Annotated in this window: 5 protein-coding genes; all 5 read right to left on the bottom strand. The window is 56.7% G+C overall.

Features of this window, described 5'->3' with window-relative positions:
- Positions 1 to 133: 133 nt before the first annotated feature.
- The 5 genes from IT893_RS02975 to IT893_RS02955 all read right to left on the bottom strand — a co-directional run bounded on the left by IT893_RS02975 (position 134) and on the right by IT893_RS02955 (position 18,940).
- The gene (locus IT893_RS02975) at positions 134 to 12,976 is read right to left on the bottom strand and encodes an S-layer family protein (RefSeq protein WP_197146772.1); all 12,843 of its coding nucleotides are present in this window, start codon (positions 12,974 to 12,976) and stop codon (positions 134 to 136) included.
- 141 nt (positions 12,977 to 13,117) lie between these two features.
- Complete coding sequence (locus IT893_RS02970; protein ID WP_008890089.1) at positions 13,118 to 14,473, bottom strand: HlyD family type I secretion periplasmic adaptor subunit; 1,356 nt, start codon at positions 14,471 to 14,473, stop codon at positions 13,118 to 13,120.
- Positions 14,470 to 16,614: a peptidase domain-containing ABC transporter gene (locus IT893_RS02965; protein WP_197146771.1), complete on the bottom strand. Its 2,145-nt coding sequence runs from the start codon at positions 16,612 to 16,614 to the stop codon at positions 14,470 to 14,472. Before IT893_RS02965 ends, IT893_RS02970 begins: the two co-directional genes overlap by 4 nt.
- Entirely contained in the window at positions 16,611 to 18,332 is a 1,722-nt protein-coding gene (locus IT893_RS02960) for a peptidase domain-containing ABC transporter (protein ID WP_197146770.1), read from the bottom strand. The genes IT893_RS02965 and IT893_RS02960 overlap by 4 nt, the downstream gene beginning before the upstream one ends.
- 200 nt (positions 18,333 to 18,532) lie before the next feature.
- A complete protein-coding gene (locus tag IT893_RS02955; RefSeq protein WP_120225835.1) occupies positions 18,533 to 18,940 on the bottom strand; it encodes an RNA-binding S4 domain-containing protein in 408 nt (135 codons plus the stop codon).
- Positions 18,941 to 19,015: the final 75 nt, after the last annotated feature.

Raw genomic sequence — 19,015 nt, 5'->3', positions numbered from 1 at the left:
AATCCGATAAAATTCGAGGTCCGCTGTATAGGGCTTCACACCAGAGCTGTCAACTCGTGACAGGGCATTTACCCCCAGAAAACCGGCAATGCCGCCGGGATTTCGTCCCGACGGCATCCGAAATGCGAATTCGTCACCACTCGATACGTTCGACATTGGAGAATGTCAACTCGGAACCGTCAGAAAACACGATTGTTCCCGACGAATCGGTGCTGAGTTCAAGGGAGTGTCCCTTGCTTTTGGTAATCTCGCCCTCATCAAGGACAAGGGTCCAGTCGCTCGAGTCGATATTGCCACCACCGGCCCCGTGCAATTCAATGGTGTCGGTGGTCCATCCGTTGGCACCGCCATCCACATGATCATTGCCATCGCCCATGTTGAAGATGAACAGATCCGATCCACCCCCGCCATAAAGGCTGTCATCGCCAATGCCGCCGATCAGGGTGTCATCCCCCTCACCGCCCAGCAAGATGTCGTTGCCAGTCCCACCAAGCAGCATGTCACTGCCAGCACCACCAAGAAGGCGGTCATTGCCGTCACCACCATCAAGGCTGTCGTCACCACCGCCGCCATCAAGCGTATCGTTGCCAGCACCACCAGTGAACGTGTCTTCGCCCCAACCGGCGCTCAGGGTATCGTCCCCGGCACCACCGTCAAACACGTTGTCACCGCCATCAGCATTGAGGATATCGTTGCCATCGCCACCATAGAAGGTGTCATCCCCCCAGGCGCCGTGGATCGAGTCATCACCATCACCGCCCCAGACGGTGTTGTGACCACTCCCGGCATCAATGCTGTCGTTACCGTCACCAGCCGAAATGGTGTCCTTGTCGCTGCCGGTGGTAATACTGTCATCCCCACTGCCGGTATCGATGGTATTGCGGCCTTCGCCGGCGGTAATGGTGTTATTGCCATCACCGGCATCAATCACATCGTCGCCCGATCCGGTCATGATGGTGTCATCACCGATCCCGGATGCGATGGTGTTTTTGCCTTCGCCGACATTTATATAGTTGTCGCCATCCCCGGCACTGATGGTGTCGTTGCCACTGCCGGCCAGGATGCTGTCATCCCCCGATCCGGTCGTGATGTCGTTCCGACCTTCGCCCGCACTGACATAGTTATCGCCATCACCGCCCAGAATGGTGTCATCACCACTTCCGGCATAGAGACTGTCATTACCCGCACCGGTTTCGATATAGTTTTGGCCTTCGCTGGCATAAACAATGTTGTCACCGGCACTGGACCTGATCGTGTCACGGTCGCTGCCGCCGGTAATATAGTCATTCCCGGTGCCGCCATCGATAGTGTTGCGGCCTTCGCCACCGTGCAGGGTATCGTTGCCTCCGCCACCATAGATCGTGTCGTTACCACCATCACCGGTAACACTGTCATCGCCATCCCCGGCATAGACCACGTCATCACCATTGCCGGCCCAGATCGTGTCGTTCCCGGCATTGGTGCTGATGGTGTCATCCCCATCATTGCCGCCGACCGTATCGTTACCGGATCCGGTTTCAATCACGCCATCATCGTTCGGGTCCCAGATGACTTCGTCACCGTCCTGAACGGGGTCAAAGGTCACTTCAAGAATGGCTGTGGTGGTTGCGGTATCGTCGCCATCGCGTGACTGAACCGAAACGGTCAGTTCAAACGTGCCTGCATAATCGCTGGCCGCCGAAATGGTCAGGCCCGACAGCTGTGCCGATGTCAGCGTCCAGGTGCCATCGCCATTGTTGGTACCGGCTGACAAGGTCGCGCCGTCTGGCACGCCACTGACGGTAACCGTCAAGGTCTCACTGGCATCTGTGACCGCCGCATCAATATCAAGTGCAACGGCGGTTCCTTCATCGCCGCTGGCATCCTCGACTTCAAGGGTCGGGGTATCCGCCACGCCAGCGACATTCACCGTGATCGTATCACTCACACTGCTGGTATCGCTGCCATCGGTCGAGGTCACCGTGACCTCAAGGTCGAACGCGCCGGAATAATCATCTGGCGGCGTGATTGTCAGCCCCTCAAGGTCGCCAGCACTCAGGGTCCAGGTGCCATCGGCATTGTTGGTACCGGCCGAAAGGCTCGCCCCGTCTGGCACGCCGGACACCGTAATCGTCATGGTTTCGGAGCTGTCACTCAGGCCTGCATCGATGGCAAGCGCGATGTCCGTGTCTTCGTTGCCAGAGATATCGGACACATCAAGGCTTGGCGTATCCGCCACACCGCCAACATCCACTGTAATGGTATCGCTAATCGTCGAGGTATCTGCGCCATCGGTCGAGGTCACAGTGACATCCAGATCAAACGCGCCGGAATAATTCTCTGCCGGTGTCAATGTCAGCCCTGCAAGGTCTGCCGCTGCCAAACTCCAGGTCCCATCACCGTTATCGGTACCCGCAGACAGGCGCGCACCTTCAGGCACACCCGAAATTGTCACCGACAGCACTTCCGACGCATCGGAAAGCCCGGCCTCGATATCAAGCGCAATATTACTGTCTTCCGAACCCGATGCATCCGACACATCCAATATCGGCGTATCGGCAACCCCGGCAACATCGACCGTGATCGTGTCACTCGCACTGGCAATATCCTCGCCGTCGGCGGAAGTCGCCGTAACACTCAAATCGAACGACCCGCTGAAATCCTCAGCCGGGGTCACCGTCAAACCGTCAAGTTGCTCAGGGTTCAACGTCCATGTGCCGTCGCCATTGTTGGTCCCGGCAGACAAGGCAGCACCCTCCGGAACGCCGGAGATCGTCACCGTCAGCGTTTCAGAACTGTCCGTCAGACCCGCATCAAGATTGAGCGCGATCGCCGAATCTTCGCTGCCAGATGTATTACTGACATCCAACGTCGGCGCATCGGCAACACCAGTCACATCAACAGTAATCGAACCGGTCGTGGTCGAAACGTCTTCGCCATCCGCAGAAGTTGCCGTCACGCCAAGGTCGAAGGACCCGCTGAAGTCCTCGGGTGGCGTGATCGTCAAACCTGCAAGCTGCTCAGAGCTCAACGACCAGCTGCCGTCACCGTTATCCGTACCAACCGACAACACAGCACCTTCCGGAACGCCGGAGATCGTCACCGTCAGCGTTTCAGAACTGTCCGCAAGACTTGCATCAAGATTGAGTGCGATCGCAGAATCTTCGTTACCAGATGCATTGCTGACGTCCAACGTCGGTGCATCCGCAACGCCGGTCACATCAACCGTGATCGAACCGGTCGTGGTCGCAACGTCTTCGCCATCCGCAGAGGTCGCCGTCACGCCAAGGTCAAACGACCCACTGAAGTCCTCTGGTGGCGCGATCGTCAAACCTGCAAGCTGCTCGGAGCTTAGCGTCCATGTGCCATCACCGTTGTCGGTACCAGCTGACAAGGTCCCGCCGTTTGGAACGCCCGAGATCGTAACCGTCAGCGTTTCAGAACTGTCCGTAAGACCTGCATCAAGATTGAGTGCTATCGCCGAATCTTCGTTGCCAGCAGCATTCCTGACCTCCAACGTCGGTGCATCTGCAACGCCGCTCACGTCAACTGTGATCGAACCAGTCGTGGTCGCGACGTCTTCGCCATCCGCAGAGGTCGCCGTCACGCCAAGGTCAAACGAACCACTAAAGTCCTCTGGGGGCGTAATGGTCAGACCTGAAAGCTGATCAGAACTCAGCGTCCAAGTACCGTCGCCATTATCGGTACCTGCCGACAAGGTTGCACCGCCCGGAACGCCTGAGATCGTTACCGTGAGCGTTTCTGAGCTATCGGTAAGCCCAGCATCGATGTCCAGCGCAATGGCGCTGTCTTCGTTGCCGGAAGCATCAGACAAACCCAGCGTCGGTGCATCTGCAACGCCCGCAACATCAACCGTGATGCTGCCAGTCGTCGTGGCAACATCCGATCCATCTGCCGAGGTCGCCGTTACGCCAAGGTCAAACGAACCGCTGAAGTCTTCTGGCGGCGTGATGGTCAGACCTGAAAGCTGATCAGAACTCAACGTCCATGTGCCGTCACCGTTGTCGGTACCAGCCGACAAGGTCCCGCCGTTCGGAACGCCACTAATTGTAACTGTGAGTGTCTCGGAGCTGTCAGTCAGGCCCGCATCAATTTCAAGCGCGATGGCGCTGTCTTCATTCCCGCTTGCGTTTGAGACATCCAGAGCCGGTGCATCCGCAACACCAGTCACGTCAACCGTAATAGAACCGGTCGTAGTCGCGACGTCTTCGCCATCGGTAGAGGTCGCCGTCACACCAAGATCAAACGAACCGCTGAAGTTCTCGGGCGGGGTGATCGCCAAACCATTAAGCTGCTCTGAGCTTAGCGTCCAGGTGCCGTCACCATTATCATTACCGGCCGACAAGGTCGCGCCGTCTGGAACGCCGGAGATCGTCACCGTCAGGGTTTCAGAACTGTCCGTAAGACCTGCATCAAGATTGAGCGCGATCGCCGAATCTTCGTTACCAGATGCATTGCTGACGTCCAACGTCGGCGCATCCGCAACGCCGCTCACATCAACCGTAATCGAACCGGTGGTGGTCGCGACGTCCTCGCCATCCGCAGAAGTTGCCGCCACCCCGAGATCAAACGACCCACTGAAGTTCTCAGGCGGCGTGATGGTCAAACCTGCAAGCTGCTCAGAATTCAACGTCCATGTGCCGTCACCATTATCGGTTCCAGCCGACAAGGCGGAACCTTCTGGGACACCACTGATGGTCACGGTCAGTGATTCACTTGAATCCATAAGGCCAGCATCGATATCGAGTGCGATCGCACTATCCTCAGAACCGCTTGCATTTGCGACATCAAGTGTTGGCGTATCGGCGACACCGGCAACGTCAACCATGACGGTGTCGGTAACCGATGCGATATCAATTCCGTCCTGCGTGCTGGCGGTAATTTCGAGATCAAAACTGCCACTGAAATCAGACGGTGGCGTAACACTGAGACCTTCGAGTTGATCACTGCTCAGAGTCCAGGTGCCATCACCATTGTCTGTGCCAGCCGACAGCGTCGCACCTTCTGGCACACCGCTAATCGTTATGGTCAGCGTCTCACTCGAATCCGCCAAACCAGCGTCAATGTTCAAGGCAATGGCGCTGTCTTCATTGCCGCTGGCGTCGGAAACATCCAAGGTCGGATCATCTGCAACACCAGTGACGTCAACCGTGATCGAACCGGTCGTGGTCGCAACGTCTTCGCCATCCGCAGAGGTCGCCGTCACGCCAAGGTCAAACGACCCACTGAAGTCCTCTGGTGGCGCGATCGTCAAACCTGCAAGCTGCTCGGAGCTTAGCGTCCATGTGCCATCACCGTTGTCGGTACCAGCTGACAAGGTCCCGCCGTTTGGAACGCCCGAGATCGTAACCGTCAGCGTTTCAGAACTGTCCGTAAGACCTGCATCAAGATTGAGTGCTATCGCCGAATCTTCGTTGCCAGCAGCATTCCTGACCTCCAACGTCGGTGCATCTGCAACGCCGCTCACGTCAACTGTGATCGAACCAGTCGTGGTCGCGACGTCTTCGCCATCCGCAGAGGTCGCCGTCACGCCAAGGTCAAACGAACCACTAAAGTCCTCTGGGGGCGTAATGGTCAGACCTGAAAGCTGATCAGAACTCAGCGTCCAAGTACCGTCGCCATTATCGGTACCTGCCGACAAGGTTGCACCGCCCGGAACGCCTGAGATCGTTACCGTGAGCGTTTCTGAGCTATCGGTAAGCCCAGCATCGATGTCCAGCGCAATGGCGCTGTCTTCGTTGCCGGAAGCATCAGACAAACCCAGCGTCGGTGCATCTGCAACGCCCGCAACATCAACCGTGATGCTGCCAGTCGTCGTGGCAACATCCGATCCATCTGCCGAGGTCGCCGTTACGCCAAGGTCAAACGAACCGCTGAAGTCTTCTGGCGGCGTGATGGTCAGACCTGAAAGCTGATCAGAACTCAACGTCCATGTGCCGTCACCGTTGTCGGTACCAGCCGACAAGGTCCCGCCGTTCGGAACGCCACTAATTGTAACTGTGAGTGTCTCGGAGCTGTCAGTCAGGCCCGCATCAATTTCAAGCGCGATGGCGCTGTCTTCATTCCCGCTTGCGTTTGAGACATCCAGAGCCGGTGCATCCGCAACACCAGTCACGTCAACCGTAATAGAACCGGTCGTAGTCGCGACGTCTTCGCCATCGGTAGAGGTCGCCGTCACACCAAGATCAAACGAACCGCTGAAGTTCTCGGGCGGGGTGATCGCCAAACCATTAAGCTGCTCTGAGCTTAGCGTCCAGGTGCCGTCACCATTATCATTACCGGCCGACAAGGTCGCGCCGTCTGGAACGCCGGAGATCGTCACCGTCAGGGTTTCAGAACTGTCCGTAAGACCTGCATCAAGATTGAGCGCGATCGCCGAATCTTCGTTACCAGATGCATTGCTGACGTCCAACGTCGGCGCATCCGCAACGCCGCTCACATCAACCGTAATCGAACCGGTGGTGGTCGCGACGTCCTCGCCATCCGCAGAAGTTGCCGCCACCCCGAGATCAAACGACCCACTGAAGTTCTCAGGCGGCGTGATGGTCAAACCTGCAAGCTGCTCAGAATTCAACGTCCATGTGCCGTCACCATTATCGGTTCCAGCCGACAAGGCGGAACCTTCTGGGACACCACTGATGGTCACGGTCAGTGATTCACTTGAATCCATAAGGCCAGCATCGATATCGAGTGCGATCGCACTATCCTCAGAACCGCTTGCATTTGCGACATCAAGTGTTGGCGTATCGGCGACACCGGCAACGTCAACCATGACGGTGTCGGTAACCGATGCGATATCAATTCCGTCCTGCGTGCTGGCGGTAATTTCGAGATCAAAACTGCCACTGAAATCAGACGGTGGCGTAACACTGAGACCTTCGAGTTGATCACTGCTCAGAGTCCAGGTGCCATCACCATTGTCTGTGCCAGCCGACAGCGTCGCACCTTCTGGCACACCGCTAATCGTTATGGTCAGCGTCTCACTCGAATCCGCCAAACCAGCGTCAATGTTCAAGGCAATGGCGCTGTCTTCATTGCCGCTGGCGTCGGAAACATCCAAGGTCGGATCATCTGCAACACCAGTGACGTCAACCGTGATCGAACCGGTCGTGGTCGCAACGTCTTCGCCATCCGCAGAGGTCGCCGTCACGCCAAGGTCAAACGACCCACTGAAGTCCTCTGGTGGCGCGATCGTCAAACCTGCAAGCTGCTCGGAGCTTAGCGTCCATGTGCCATCACCGTTGTCGGTACCAGCTGACAAGGTCCCGCCGTTTGGAACGCCCGAGATCGTAACCGTCAGCGTTTCAGAACTGTCCGTAAGACCTGCATCAAGATTGAGTGCTATCGCCGAATCTTCGTTGCCAGCAGCATTCCTGACCTCCAACGTCGGTGCATCTGCAACGCCGCTCACGTCAACTGTGATCGAACCAGTCGTGGTCGCGACGTCTTCGCCATCCGCAGAGGTCGCCGTCACGCCAAGGTCAAACGAACCACTAAAGTCCTCTGGGGGCGTAATGGTCAGACCTGAAAGCTGATCAGAACTCAGCGTCCAAGTACCGTCGCCATTATCGGTACCTGCCGACAAGGTTGCACCGCCCGGAACGCCTGAGATCGTTACCGTGAGCGTTTCTGAGCTATCGGTAAGCCCAGCATCGATGTCCAGCGCAATGGCGCTGTCTTCGTTGCCGGAAGCATCAGACAAACCCAGCGTCGGTGCATCTGCAACGCCCGCAACATCAACCGTGATGCTGCCAGTCGTCGTGGCAACATCCGATCCATCTGCCGAGGTCGCCGTTACGCCAAGGTCAAACGAACCGCTGAAGTCTTCTGGCGGCGTGATGGTCAGACCTGAAAGCTGATCAGAACTCAACGTCCATGTGCCGTCACCGTTGTCGGTACCAGCCGACAAGGTCCCGCCGTTCGGAACGCCACTGATTGTGACTGTGAGTGTCTCGGAGCTGTCAGTCAGGCCTGCATCAATGTCGAGCGCAATCGCGCTATCTTCGTTACCCGAAGCATCCGACACATCCAGCGTTGGCGCATCAGCAACGCCATCAACATCAACCGTGATCGAACCGGTTGAGGTGGCAACATCAGATCCATCGGCGGAGGTTGCCGTCACACCAAGATCAAATGAACCGCTAAAGTCCTCAGCCGGCGTGATCGTCAAACCTTCAAGCTGATCAGAGCTCAGTGTCCAGGTGCCGTCACCATTATCTGTACCGGCAGACAGAGTCGCGCCCTCAGGCACACCACTTATCGTGACTGTGAGGGTTTCCGAACTGTCGGTAAGCCCTGCATCAATATCGAGCGCAATGGCACTGTCTTCGTTACCTGAAGCATCACTGAAGTCGAGCGTCGGGGCATCGGCAACACCAGTCACATCTACAGTTATGCTGTCAGTTGCGGTTGCAACATCTGAGCCATCAGCAGACGTCGCCGTCACGCCCAGATCAAACGACCCGCTGAAGTCTTCAGCAGGCGTGATCGTCAAACCTTCAAGCTGATCGGAACTCAGCGTCCACGTACCGTCACCATTGTCCGTGCCCGCAGACAAACTTGCGCCATCCGGGACTCCGGAAATGGTCACGGTCAGCGTTTCCGAGCTGTCAGTGAGGCCCGCATCTACGCTGAGTACAATCGCGCCATCTTCGTTACCAGATGCATCCGACACATCCAGTGTAGGCGCATCTGCGACACCGGTAACCTCGACGGTAATTGTGCTATTGCCACCACTGGAACCACGCGTCAGACGGATCGGATCGGCGGTAGAGGCGACAGAATCTCCGTCTCTTGATTGCGCAACCACCTTAAGATCAAACGAACCGCTGTAGTTTTCCGGTGGTGTGATCGTCAATCCGGACAGGTCATCGGCATCAAGTGTCCAGGTACCATCACCATTGTCTGTGCCAGCCGACAATTCCGCACCATCGGGCACACCACTGACGATGACACTCAGCACCTCACTGGGATCCGTCAGCGCGGCATCAATATCAAGGGCAATAGCAGTATCTTCAAGCCCTTGCGCGTCAGAAACGTCAAGCGTCGGTCGGTCTGCAACTCCTTCGACATCAACAGTAATGGTCTCACTGCTGCTGGCGATATCAGATCCGTCGGCAGATTGCGCCGTTACCTCAAGATCAAACGAGCCGCTATAGTTTTGCGGTGCCCGAACTCTCAGGCCATCAAGTTGATCCGGGTTTAGCGTCCAGGAGCCATCACCGTTATTCGTACCAGCGGTCAGGGTTGCTCCGTCTGGAACGCCAGAGATTGTCACAGACAGAATTTCACTCGAGTCCGTAAGGCCTGCATCGATATCAAGCGCAATGGGCCGATCTTCGTAACCCGATGCATCCGATACATCCAATGTCGGCGCATCCGCTACGCCCGCTACATCAACGGTGATGCTGCCGGTCGTTGTTGCAACATCCGAACCGTCAGCCGACGTTGCCGTCACGCCAAGGTCAAACGAACCGCTGAAGTCTTCTGGTGGCGTGATGGTCAGACCTGAAAGCTGATCAGAGCTCAACGACCATGTGCCGTCACCGTTGTCGGTACCTGCCGACAAGGTTGCACCGCCTGGAACGCCAGAGATCGTGACCGTGAGCGTTTCAGAACTGTCAGTCAGGCCTGCATCAATTTCGAGCGCGATGGCGCTGTCTTCGTTGCCGCTTGCGTTTGAGAGATCTAGATTCGGTGCATCTGCAACACCAGCGACATCAACGGAGATCGAACTCGTCGTCGTCGCAACATCTTCGCCGTCAGCCGACGTTGCCGTCACGCCAAGGTCAAACGAGCCGCTGAAATCATCGGGCGGTGTGATTGTGAGGCCTGCCAGCTGATCAGAATTCACCGACCAAGTGTCGTCACCATTATCAGTGCCGGCCGACAAGAAAGCGCCTTCCGGAACACCGGAGATCGTAATCGTCAGGGTTTCACTGGAATCCGTCAGGCCAGCATCAATATCGAGTGCGATCACACTATCTTCAGAACCGCTTGCATTTGCGACATCAAGTGTCGGCGCATCGGCGACACCCGTTACATCAACTGTGATGCTGTCGGTGGTGGTCGCAACATCCGAACCGTCAGCCGAGGTTGCAGTAACCCCAAGATCAAACGACCCACTAAAGTTCTCAGGCGGCGTGATCGTCAGACCTTCAAGCTGGCCCGGCTCCAGCGACCATGTGCCATCGCCATTGTTCGTACCAGCTGACAGGGTTGCGCCATCGGGAACACCACTAATGGTTATGGCCAGAGCTTCAGAGCTATCCGTCAAACCCGCATCAAAATCGAGTGCGATAGCCGAATCTTCGTTGCCCGCAGCATTGCTGACATCCAGCGTCGGTGCATCGGCAACACCAGTCACGTCAACCGTAATAGAACCGGTCGCGGTCGCAACGTCTTCGCCATCCGCAGAAGTTGCCGTCACCCCAAGATCAAACGACCCACTAAAGTTCTCAGGTGGGGTAATGGTCAAACCTGCAAGCTGCTCAGATCCTAACGTCCAGGTGCCGTCACCGTTGTTCGCACCAGCCGACAGTGTGGCGCCATCCGGAACACCAGAGATTGTGACCGTCAGGGTTTCGGAACTGTCCGTCAAACCTGCGTCGATATTCAGTGCAATGGCATTGTCTTCGTTACCAGATGCATCCGACACATCCAGTATCGGTGCATCGGCGACACCCGTCACATCAACTGTGATGCTGTCGGTGGTGGTTGCAACATCCGAACCGTCAGCCGAGGTTGCAGTAACCCCAAGTTCGAACGAACCACTGAAATCATCGGGCGGCGTGATTGTAAGCGCTTCAAGTTGCGCAGAGCTCAACGACCAAGTGCCGTCACCATTATCATTACCTGCCGACAAGGTTGCACCGTCCGGAACGCCGGAGATGGTAACTGTCATGGTCTCGTTGGCATCCGTCAGCCCGGCGTCGATGTTCAGCGCAATGGCACTGTCCTCAATGCCGCTTGCATCGGAGAGATCGAGCGTCGGTGCATCAGCGACCCCAGCGACGTCAACGGTGATTGAGCTGGTCGTTGTTGCAACATCCGATCCATCTGCCGAAGTCGCCGTTACACCAAGATCGAACGAGCCGCTGAAATCTTCGGGCGGTGTGATTGTGAGACCTGCCAGCTGATCCGAATTCAACGTCCAAGTCCCGTCACCATTATCAGTGCCGGCCGACAAGGCAGCACCTTCCGGAACACCGGAGATCGTAATTGTCAGGGTTTCACTGGAATCCGTAAGGCCAGCATCGATATCAAGCGCAATCGCAGAATCTTCGTTGCCAGCAGCATTGCTGACGTCCAGCGTCGGCGCATCGGCAACACCAGCGACATCAACTGTAATGCTGCCAGTGGTCGTGGCTAAACCGGAGCCATCAGCGGACGTCGCTGTCACCCCCAGATCAAACGAACCGCTGAAGTCTTCTGGTGGCGAGATGGTCAGACCTGAAAGCTGCTCAGAGCTCAGCGTCCACGTGCCGTCGCCATTATCGGTACCAGACGACAAGGTTGCACCATCCGGGACGCCAGATATCGTGACCGTCAGGGTTTCGGAATTGTCGGTCAGGCCCGCATCAATATTAAGCGCAATCGCACCATCTTCGTTGCCTGCAGCATCGCTGATATCCAGCGTCGGTGTATCGGCTACGCCTTCGACGTCAACAGTGAGGTTTTGCATCACGACGGCGGTATCATCACCATCGGTGGTCGACACCAGAACCGAAAGATCGATTTCGCCGCTGAAGTTTTCCGCAGGCGTCAGCGTCAGGCCCTCGAGCTGATCCGCACTCAGCGTCCAGGTGCCATCCCCATTATCCGTCCCGGCAGAGAGCGTCGCACCATCCGGAACACCTTCAATGGTGATCGCGAGGTTTTCACTGCCATCCAAAAGTTCGGTATCGATATCAAGCGCGATCGCGCTGTCTTCCGCGCCACTGGCATCGGAAACATCAAGCGTTGCACCGTCTGCAACACCGGTGACCTCAACGGTAAAGCTGGCGTTTGTTGTCGCAACACTGCCATTGGCTTCGCGACTGGTTGCCGATATGTCGAGATCAATCGATCCGCTGAAATTATCGGGCGGCGTCAGGGTCAAACCGCTCAGCTGTCCCGGCGTGAGGGTCCAGGTACCATCGCCATTATCGGTACCAGCCGAAAGAACAGCCCCGTCAGGCAACCCGGAAATCGTGATGGTGAGCGTTTCACTGCCGCCATCAAGATCATTAGGCGATGCCGACAGATCAAGGGCAATGGCACTGTCTTCGGCACCGGTAACATCATCCGCACTCAGAGACGGCGCATCCGCGACCTTGGGGTCTTCAACCTCGAGCTCGTCCTCGGTATCAAGTTCATCCTCAAGAAGAAGCTCGTCGTCTTCTTCAAGCTCGTCGTCGGCAACCACGGCTTCTGGCGCTGCTGCCTGTTCAACGGGGGGAATGAAATCGGGTCGAAGACCTTCGTCCGTACCCGGGCCAGGTTCATCGCGCTCACCGCGCAGCGCGTTGGTATCATTGGTCGCAAGCGGAATTTCCGGTAAATCAACCGTGCTCGGTTCCGATTGCAGGGACAGGTCATCGGCCCCGTCCGATCCAGGGTTGCTTTGGAATGTGTCTGCCCCGGTATCGAGATTGTTTTCGATCTCGGCCGCTTCGTTCAGGGAAATGGTCTGTTGTTCGGTGGCCTCTCTGGCCTGCGCACGTTCCTGGCGCTGGGCAGCGGCATTCTGGCGCTGGAAAGCCTGTTGTTCTTCGCCTTCCGGATTTCGTATCTGGGTACCGTAATGAACCGATCCCAGTTCCTGTTCCTGCGGACGCGCGGAACTGTCCTGGTCGTGATGCAATTCGACCAGTTCATCACTTTCGCCATCCTGACCAAGCGAACGCTCCAGATCCTCTGTCGAGGCCTGCTGGTCAAGATCACTCCGACCATCGTCAGAGCGGGAATTTTCAGTATCGCGCGCGTCGTCCGCCATCTAACCCATTCTCCGTAAAGTGCAGGACGGGATAGCCCCAACCTACACTTCTATACATTAGTATAGAAACACTGGCGTTAACCAGTGAAATGTACGGCCAGGCAGTAGAAATGAGATCATTTCCAGCGGGACCAAAATTGCTCAGCGTTCGCTAAACGCTTGATCAAGCGAAACATAGACCGGCTTCAACAGATATTGAAGAAGGGTACGCTCCCCGGTCTGGATATCGGCCTGAACCGTCATCCCGGGTATGATCTTCTGAGCTGAAGCACCTTCGCCAACTGCATCGGCTTCCAGCGCAACTTTACCCTTATAATACGGACGTCCATCCTCATCAACAAAAGTAGAGGCCGATATCGATACCAATTCACCGTTGATCCCGCCATAGCGGATGAAGTCAAACGCACTGACCTTGACCGTCACCGGCTGCCCAAGGTGAACATGGCCGATATCCTCGGTCGAAATGCGGGTTTCGGCGATCAAAACATCATCGACCGGCACCAGCTCCATCACCACCTGCGCAGGCGCAATCACCCCGCCAATCGTGGTGAATTGCAGGCCTTTGATATAGCCCCGCGTGGGCGCAATGATTTCAAGGCGGTCGACGCGGTCCCGCAATTTGCGCAGCGCTTCGCGGGCCTGGGCGATTTCGCCTCCCAGTCGGCCAAGTTCGGTAATGGCCTCTTCGCGTTGCGTTTTTTCAAGCTCGTTCAGGCGCAAGTTGGCCTCGGCGATGGTTTCGCGCGCCCGCGCCTTTTCGGCAATCACGCCCGAAAGGTTGCCTTGGGCCTCGTTCAGTTCGCGCTGGATATTGAGGAACAGCACCTTGGAATTAAGCCCCTGCTCATAGAGCGAACGGCGCATGGTGACTTCCTGGCTCAGCAGATCAACCGATTTGCGAAGGGTTGCTTCCTGCTCGCTCAGTTGGGCCAGTTCGGCATTGCGTTCCTTGATCTGGACCTCAAGGATTTCGCTTTGGTTGGCATCAAGCTCGGTCTGGATGCGATAAATCTCATCCTGATTCTGCGCGAGTTCCGGGTATTGCACCATCAGGGTGGTGAAATCCGGTTCGCGGCCCTCGGCCAAGGCGCGGTAACGTTCTGCTTCAAGCTGCAAGTTGCCAAGACGTGTTTCGGTCTGGGAAAGTTCCGCCTGCGCCCCGTCGGCCTTGAGACGGATCAGAACCTGTCCTTGTTCCACAAGGTCACCGTCGCGCACCATGATCTGTTCAATGATGCCGCCTTCAAGATGCTGGATCTTGTTGACCGCACTTGTTGGCATGACCTGCCCGAATGTGATCGCGGTTTCCTTGATTTCGGTGGTCGCAGACCATGCGATCAAGGCAAGGAAGCCAACCGAAAGCATCACCATCGCAGAACGCACAAAGACGGAAATCCCGCCTTCTTCAAGCAGGACCGCATGCGACAAATACCGCGCCATGCGCCGGGATCGCCGGAACCGCTGGATCGCAGTATCCTGAACTGCTGCTTCACTCATAGGTAGCCTCCGTCTATCACTTGCTGCTTGATCCGTTCGGGCGGCCCGTCGCCGCGCAACTGTCCGCCTTCAAGCACAAGAATGCGGTCCGCCAAATCCAGATGACTTGGTCGATGGGTAATCAGGAAAATGGTCGAACCGCCACGCAGACGATTGATCGTGCTTTGGAAGGCACGGTCGGCCCGCTGGTCGAGACCATTGGTCGGTTCATCAAACAAAATGATCGGCGCTTCGCGCACAAACGCACGCGCCAGCGCAAGTCGTTGCAGGAAACTGGCCGAGAAGCGCGACGAATGCTGATCACCAACACGGGTCTTGAACCCGTTGGGAAGGGCTTCGACGTCATCAAGGATCCCTGCTGACATACAGGCCATGCGCAGATCGTCATCGGTTGCGACCGGATTGGCCAGACGCAGGTTTTGCGCAATCGACCCCCGGAAAAACTCGATATCCTGCGGCACATAGGAAATGGCCTGACGCAAGGTTTGCGGGTCCATCTGGCGGATATCCGCACCATCAATCAACACAGCCCCCGCCTGCGGCTGATACATCCCGGCAATCAGTTTGATCAGCGATGATTTCCCTGCCCCGTTCGCACCGACCACGGCAACCACCTGGCCCGGCTTGATATCGAAATTAACCCCGACCAGGGCCGGATCGGAATCCGCACTGTAACGGAAACTGACACGTGAAAATGTCACCGCCCCGTCAAAGCGATGCTGCTCGACCGAACGCGGGACAAGGTCCCCTTCGGGCGCAATGGTCATCAGGCGGTTGATCTGACGCACACTGCCGCGCAACTGCGCCAGTCGCGGCATGCCGAGAAACGCCTGATTGATCGGGCCAAGAACCCGCCAGGCCAGCATCATCGATGCCACCAGCGCACCGACACTCATTTGGGCTTCCATCACCCGCTGCGCGCCAAAGGCCAGTACAAGCGCCCCGGACGTGATCATCAGAACCTGGGCCAATGTATTGATGACGTTATTGACCATCGCAACCCGATAGCCGGAATAGGCCGTATCAGCGGAAATATCGCGAAAGCGTGCCAACCAGCGTTGCTCGGATGCGGTGTATTTCAGTGCCGACATCTTGCCGACGGTCTCGACCAGGAATTCCTGACGGTTTGCGCCATGACGACCAAGTTCGGAAACACGGCGCGCGACAATCGGAAAGGCAACGATGCCGATCAGTGCGAACACACCGATCAATGCAATCGGAATCAATGCCAGCCAGCCGCCAAGATAGAACATGACAATCAGGAACAGCGGCACAAACGGCATTTCCATGATCACCAGGGCCATCGGTCCGGTAAAGAATTCACGCACGCTTTCAAAATCGCGAATACGCGAGATCTGCACACCCACCGGCGCACGTTCGGTAAAGGCCGGCGGCAAGGACAACAACCGTTCGAAAATGGCACCACTGACAAGCGTATCGAGGCGTGCACCAAAGTGGCTGATGATCTGACTGCGAAGTGTGCGCAAAACCCAGCTCAGGATGAGGACGATACCAATCCCGATGGAAAACTGGATCAACATCGGGATCGACCGCGTGCCGATGACCCGGTCATAGATGCCCATGACGAAAATCGGGGTTGCCAGCGCCAGGATGTTCAAAACAAACGTCATCGCCAGCAACTGATGAAGCAGCCCCGAAAACCGGTCGGCAATCCCCCCAAACCAGCCGCGCTTGTCATCTTCCAGATAACGTTCACGGCGATCCGCCGCCGAAAACTGATAAATCTTGCCCGGAAGGGCCGACAGCCTGATGACCATTTCCCGATCCGTGCCACCGTCAAAGACGCGCACACCATTTTCTTCAGGCCGGATCACGACAAGGGCCGTTCCCTCGTCCGGGACAAACAGGCACGGCATCAGGCGTTCGTCGATCAGGTCAAGCGTCGCGTCGATTTCGCGCGACTGATAGTTCAGATGCGCCATGACATTGCGGAAATCAGTCAGATCAAGCGCCTGATCCATATGTGGCAGCGCCTCTGCGACCTGACGGGGCAATCCGCGCCAGCCCAGCGCCTGAAGCAGCGGCCAGACACATGCGTCGAAATCGGACAGCGCATCGGTGCTTTCCAGCCCCATCCGATAGTTCATCGCATAGTCCATGTTTTCGAGCTTTTTCATCATGCCTTCGACCCCGCTGCGGCCCGGGCGCCGGTGTTTTTGGCCGGATCGGCAGTTTTATTGGTGCGACGCAAAACAGGCACAAGATGCTTGTCGATCAGACGGTATTGCTTGTTGGCCATGGCAATCAGGGATGGGCGATGTGACACCATCACCAGCGTGCAATGCTTTTTAAGTTCCACCATCAGGCTGGTCATGATGTTGTCACCCGCCATATCAAGCGAACTGTTGGCTTCGTCAAACAGGACAATGCGGGGGTAATCAATCAGGGCACGGGCAACCGCGATGCGCTGTTTTACACCACGCGGCAGGGTTTCGGACGCCTGACCACCAACTTCGGTGTCATAGCCTTCGGGCATGCGCATGACGATGTCATCAAGTCCCAGACGCCGCGCAATCTCGATCACGCGGTCGACACCGATTTCCTTGCGAAACCCGGTGATGTTTTCAAGGATCGTGCCTTTGAACATCACGCCATGCTGCGGCAGATAGGCGATCTGACGACGGGTGGATTCGGCGGTGTAATCGGCCGGGTCCTTGCCATCCAAAAGCACTTCCCCCCGATCCGGGCGCAAGGCCCCCATCAGAAGCCACAAAAGTGTGGTTTTGCCAGTACCGTTGTCGCCGGTAATGGCGATGGAATCGCCCGGCTCCACCAACAGATCAAGGTTTTCGAAGATCTTTTTGCCATCCGCATGGGAAAACGCGACATTGCGCAATTCGATCTTGCCATCAAGCAACGGCATTTCCGCCGCCCCAAGCTGGTCTTCTTCTTCGATTTCAAAAAGCTCGTTGACCCGCTGGCGCGCAACGCGAATGTTCTGGAACTGCGTCCACAGGGTCATGGCCCGCTGAAGCGGATGGATCGAACGGCCCGACAACATCGTGCAGGCTGCAAGCCCACCCACTGTCAACGTCCCGTTAATTACAAAAACACTGCCGACGGCTGCCACCAGTACCATGGTCAGCATCGAAAAGGTCGCGCTGGCATTGACCGCTGTGTGGGCCGAGCGCGCGGCCCGCAGGTCATCACCCGAACATTGTGCCTGGAGCTGGTCATGACGGCGGATCATCAGGTTTTCCATCGCCATCGATTTGATGGTGTGAATGCCCGTCAGGGTTTCGATGATGAAGTTATAGCGACGTTCATCCGACTGACTGCGATCATCAAGTGCGCCACGCAACTGGCGGCCCAGAAACATCGCCGTCAAAAGGAAGGCTGCAAGAATGCCCAGCGGCACAAGCACCAATTGACCGCCAATCACGGCAATCAGGGCCAGGAACAAAACAATGAACGGCAGATCGACCACCGCACCAATCGCCTGCCCGGAATAGAAGTCGCGCAGCATATTCAGGCTGTTAAGGCGTTGCAGATGAAGACCCGGTGCGGTTTTGCCATAGTCGGTCAAGCTTGCCGACAGCAAATGTCCGACCGCCTGCTGGGAACTGTAATGTTCAAACTTCGCCGCCGAGAGCGAGGAGATATAAGCCCGGCCAAGACGCAGGATCGCCTCAAGCACAAGCGCCCCCAGCACCCCGAAAATCAAAAGGGTCAGTGTCGGGATGGAACTGTGTGGCAGGACACGGTCATAGACTTGCAAAAGGGTAATTGGCAGGGCAAGCGTCAGCAGGTTGATCACCAACGCTGTGATCAACAGTGCGAAACGGCCGGTGCGCAAGTGCGACAATGTACCGATATTCAATCGAGACCGACGTCTCATCACGCAGGCGAGCTCCAGATCTTCACAAAAATCTACCACCCCAAAGTAGGGGATATATACAATCAGATAGTATGCATACCGGATTGCACCAGCCAAAGCAAGAAAATCGTGACGAGGTTACAACCTGATGCGATCTATTCCACCCCGTGTAAACGGGCATGGGTCAGTTATCGGATATATATTAGCGATACCCGCACATACTATTCATTACTGCCGTCACCGCGCAAACGATCAAGTGCGCGACGTTCGGCCTTTGTCGGGCGCCCTGCCCCCGCTTCGCGTTCGGCCACAGGTGCTGTACGGATATCCGAAGCCACTTCTTTTTTGGGTGTTCGCGGCGGGGAATGATCGGCATAAAGCGCCTGGGCCTCGGGCGCTGGGCCGCGTCGTTCACCAAGGGCGACAACCTCGACCACGCGCAGGTGCGGCCCCTGAAAGAACTGCAGGCGATCACCGGCAACCACCGTGACGCTGGCCTTGGAAACCGACTGACCATTCAGAACAATATGCCCGGCTTGGCAAGCCTTGCTGGCAAGCGATCTGGTTTTGTAAAACCGCGCATGCCAAAGCCATTTATCAATACGAAGCTTCTCTGCCTGTTCCTTCACGGCCACCGATTTCCTGAAATCAACGGGATATTGTGCAAACGGGATATTATACAGTTGGAAAGCAGAACGGCGACC

It is taken from the genome of Thalassospira sp. A40-3 (genome assembly GCF_015871485.1).
Classification (GTDB): domain Bacteria; phylum Pseudomonadota; class Alphaproteobacteria; order Rhodospirillales; family Thalassospiraceae; genus Thalassospira; species Thalassospira tepidiphila.
Note: the sequence above shows the minus strand (reverse complement) of the source record. Positions and strands in the feature narration are given on the sequence as shown.

What these genes read in the sequence shown, in the direction of transcription:
- IT893_RS02975 (WP_197146772.1), bottom strand. Translation starts at nt 12,976, where the DNA reads ATGGCGGACGACGCGCGCGATACTGAAAATTCCCGCTCTGACGATGGT.
- IT893_RS02970 (WP_008890089.1), bottom strand. Translation starts at nt 14,473, where the DNA reads ATGAGTGAAGCAGCAGTTCAGGATACTGCGATCCAGCGGTTCCGGCGA.
- IT893_RS02965 (WP_197146771.1), bottom strand. Translation starts at nt 16,614, where the DNA reads ATGATGAAAAAGCTCGAAAACATGGACTATGCGATGAACTATCGGATG.
- IT893_RS02960 (WP_197146770.1), bottom strand. Translation starts at nt 18,332, where the DNA reads ATGAGACGTCGGTCTCGATTGAATATCGGTACATTGTCGCACTTGCGC.